Below are 2,845 nucleotides of genomic sequence, written 5' to 3' on the forward strand. Positions count from 1 at the left end.
GCACGTTGTACACGCAGCGCTGCTGAGGCGTGGAAATGTAGTTGTCGAAGAAGCGGTCCATATTGCGCACTTCCAATGCCTTGCGCGGATCATCCGGCAGCAGCTTCACCGGCCCGGGATAGTTGAGTTGCAGGTATTCGATGATGGTGCTGGCTTCGGTCACCACCTTGCCTTCATCCTCCAGCAGCGGGAATTTTTTCAGCGGCCAGACCTCTGACAGGTGCTGGTAATTCTCCGGCTGTTCGGGCGTCAGCAGCTTCCATTCGAACGGTGTGCCGTTCTCATAGAGTGCAGTCAGCACTTTCTGGCAGTAGGACGAGAAGGGGTGAGCATACAGTTTCAGCGACATGGTCGTTCTCCTTTTGGTGGGTAAGTATCCCACGACGAAGCAGCCTGGCCGAAATCGACATTTAAATAGCTGCGCGTTGTAAACTGGAATTTCTCGTCAATCGGAGCGCCGCCATGATTTTCCGCCAGCTATTCGACGCCACGTCGTCTACCTACACCTATTTGCTGGGCGACAGCGGCGAAGCGCTGCTGATCGATCCGGTCTACGAGCAAGCCCCGCGCGATCTGGCTCTGCTGCAGGAGCTGGGCCTGAAACTCATCGCCACGCTCGACACCCACGTGCACGCCGACCACGTCACCGGTGCATGGCGGCTGCATCAGCGCTGCGGCAGCCGTATCGGACTGGCGGCGGCAGCGGAAGCGTCGCTGGTGGATATGCCGCTGAAGCAGGGCGACCGCGTTAATTTCGGCGCGCGCTACCTGAGCGTCCGCGCCACGCCCGGCCACACCAATGGCTGCCTGACTTATGTGCTGGATGACGAAAGCATGGCCTTCACCGGTGACAGCCTGCTGATCCGCGGCTGCGGACGGACCGATTTCCAGCAGGGCAGTCCGCAGCAGCTGTTTTCTTCGGTGCGCGAGCAGATCATGTCGCTGCCGAGGGAATGCCTGCTCTATCCAGCCCACGACTACCGCGGCATCACGGTATCCAGCGTCGGCGAAGAGTGCCGCTTCAATCCGCGCCTGGGTGGCGATGCGGACATCGGCGATTTCAGCGGCTATATGAACAACCTGAATCTGCCGCATCCCAAGCTGATGGCGGTCGCGGTGCCCGCCAATATGCGCTGTGGCCAACCGGAAGGCGAGGCGCCGCCACTGGAAACACCGGACTGGGCGCCGCTGACCCTGCGTTTCAGCGGCGTGTGGGAAATCGAACCCTTGTCGCTGCTGGAGCACGCGCCGCAAGCCCAGATCGTGGACGTGCGCGAAGCATCCGAATTCATCGACCAGCTAGGGCACCTGCAAGGCGCGCGCCTGATGCCGCTATCCAAGCTGATGGACCGGGTCGATGAACTGGACCGCGAAAAGCCCGTGGTCGCCGTCTGCCGTTCCGGCGCCCGTTCGGCGCAAGCCTGCGTGCTGCTGACCAAGGCCGGCTTCCCGCAAGTCGCCAATCTGGCGGGCGGCATGCTGCGCTGGAAGGTCGAAGGTCTGCCGGTGGCGGCAGACCCGGTTTGACGATCAGGCGCGGCGTGCGCCTTTTGGCAGCAGGGCCGCCACAAGGCCGAGCAGCGGCAGATAGGCAATAGTCTGGTACACGAAAGCGATGCTGGTGCGGTCGGCAAAGATGCCCAGCAGCGCAGCACCCAGGCCGCCCATGCCGAACGCGAAGCCAAAGAACAAGCCGGACACCATGCCGATTTTTCCCGGCATCAGTTCCTGCGCATAGACCAGGATGGCGGAGAAGGCGGAAGAGAGCACCAGACCAATCACAATGGTCAGCGTCGTCGTCCAGAAAAGATCTGCGTGCGGCAGCAGCAGCGCGAACGGCGCCACCCCAAGGATCGACACCCAGATCACCGGCTTGCGGCCGATGCGGTCGCCAATCGGCCCGCCTGCCACAGTGCCCACCGCGGACGCAAACAGGAAATAGAACAGGTGCAGCTGCGCGTTCTGCACGCTCAGTCCGAAGTGTTCGATCAGGTAGAAGGTGTAGAAACTGGTCAGTCCCGCCATGTAGAAATACTTGGAGAAGATCAGCACCAGCAGCACGGCGATGGCGCCGATCACCACATTACGCGGATAAGGCGAAGCAACTGCTGCCTTCTTCGCGCCTTGATTGGCCTTCTGATGCGCCGCATACCAGCGGCTAACCTGCAGCAGCACGAAAATTCCCGCCAGCGCGATCAAGCCAAACCAGGCTACGCTGCGCTGGCCGAACGGCACGATCACCGCCGCCGCCAGCAGCGGACCAATGGCCGTGCCCATATTGCCGCCCACCTGGAACATGGACTGCGCGAAGCCATGCTGCCCACCCGAAGCCAGGCGCGCGATGCGTGTCGATTCCGGATGGAAGATGGAGGAACCGATACCGATGCAGGCCGCAGCCAGCAGCACCACGCCAAATGTCGGTGCAATCGACAGCAGCAGTAAGCCGATCAGTGTGGACATCATGCCGAAGGGCAGCGAGTAAGGCAGCGGACGGCGGTCGGTGAACAGGCCAACCAGTGGCTGCAGCAGGGACGCGGTGAGCTGGTAAGTCAGCGTGATCAGGCCGACCTGGGCAAAGCTCAATGCGAGTCCCGTTTTCAGGATGGGATACATGGCCAGGATCAGTGACTGCATCATGTCATTGACCATGTGGGCGCTGCTGATAGCGCCAAGAATGCCGAGGGCGGGCCTGGCTTTCTGCGATTGGGAGGTGAGAGTAATGGTAGTCATGGGCACATTATGAGAAAATTCACCATGCCTGTCTTACGATATTCGACCACAAACCATCGCAAAAAGGACATCATGCCAGCGCGTCCGCCAAAACCGCTTTCCGAGTCGCTCAAGG

The 2,845-nt window shown here is 61.1% G+C and carries 3 protein-coding genes; 1 reads left to right on the top strand and 2 read right to left on the bottom strand.

The window, feature by feature from the left end:
- Window positions 1-349 (bottom strand): glutathione S-transferase family protein (locus AB4Z11_RS28490; RefSeq protein ID WP_442029192.1); only part of this gene is annotated, 349 nt, incomplete at its 3' end.
- A 113-nt stretch (window positions 350-462) separates the two neighbouring features.
- Between AB4Z11_RS28490 and AB4Z11_RS28495 the strand changes: the two genes are divergently transcribed.
- Window positions 463-1,527 carry a rhodanese-like domain-containing protein gene (locus AB4Z11_RS28495; protein WP_442029193.1) on the top strand — a complete coding sequence of 355 codons (1,065 nt, stop codon included), beginning with the start codon at window positions 463-465 and terminating at the stop codon, window positions 1,525-1,527.
- A gap of 3 nt (window positions 1,528-1,530) precedes the next feature.
- On the opposite strand, the gene AB4Z11_RS28500 is transcribed toward AB4Z11_RS28495, so the two are convergent.
- A complete protein-coding gene (locus AB4Z11_RS28500) occupies window positions 1,531-2,730 on the bottom strand; it encodes an MFS transporter (RefSeq protein ID WP_442029194.1) in 1,200 nt (399 codons plus the stop codon).
- Between the last annotated feature and the right edge of the window lie 115 nt (window positions 2,731-2,845).

The organism is Pseudoduganella sp. RAF53_2, from assembly GCF_052113985.1.
In the GTDB taxonomy this organism is placed as follows: domain Bacteria; phylum Pseudomonadota; class Gammaproteobacteria; order Burkholderiales; family Burkholderiaceae_D; genus Rugamonas.

What these genes read in the sequence shown, in the direction of transcription:
- AB4Z11_RS28495 (WP_442029193.1), top strand. Translation starts at nt 463, where the DNA reads ATGATTTTCCGCCAGCTATTCGACGCCACGTCGTCTACCTACACCTAT.
- AB4Z11_RS28500 (WP_442029194.1), bottom strand. Translation starts at nt 2,730, where the DNA reads ATGACTACCATTACTCTCACCTCCCAATCGCAGAAAGCCAGGCCCGCC.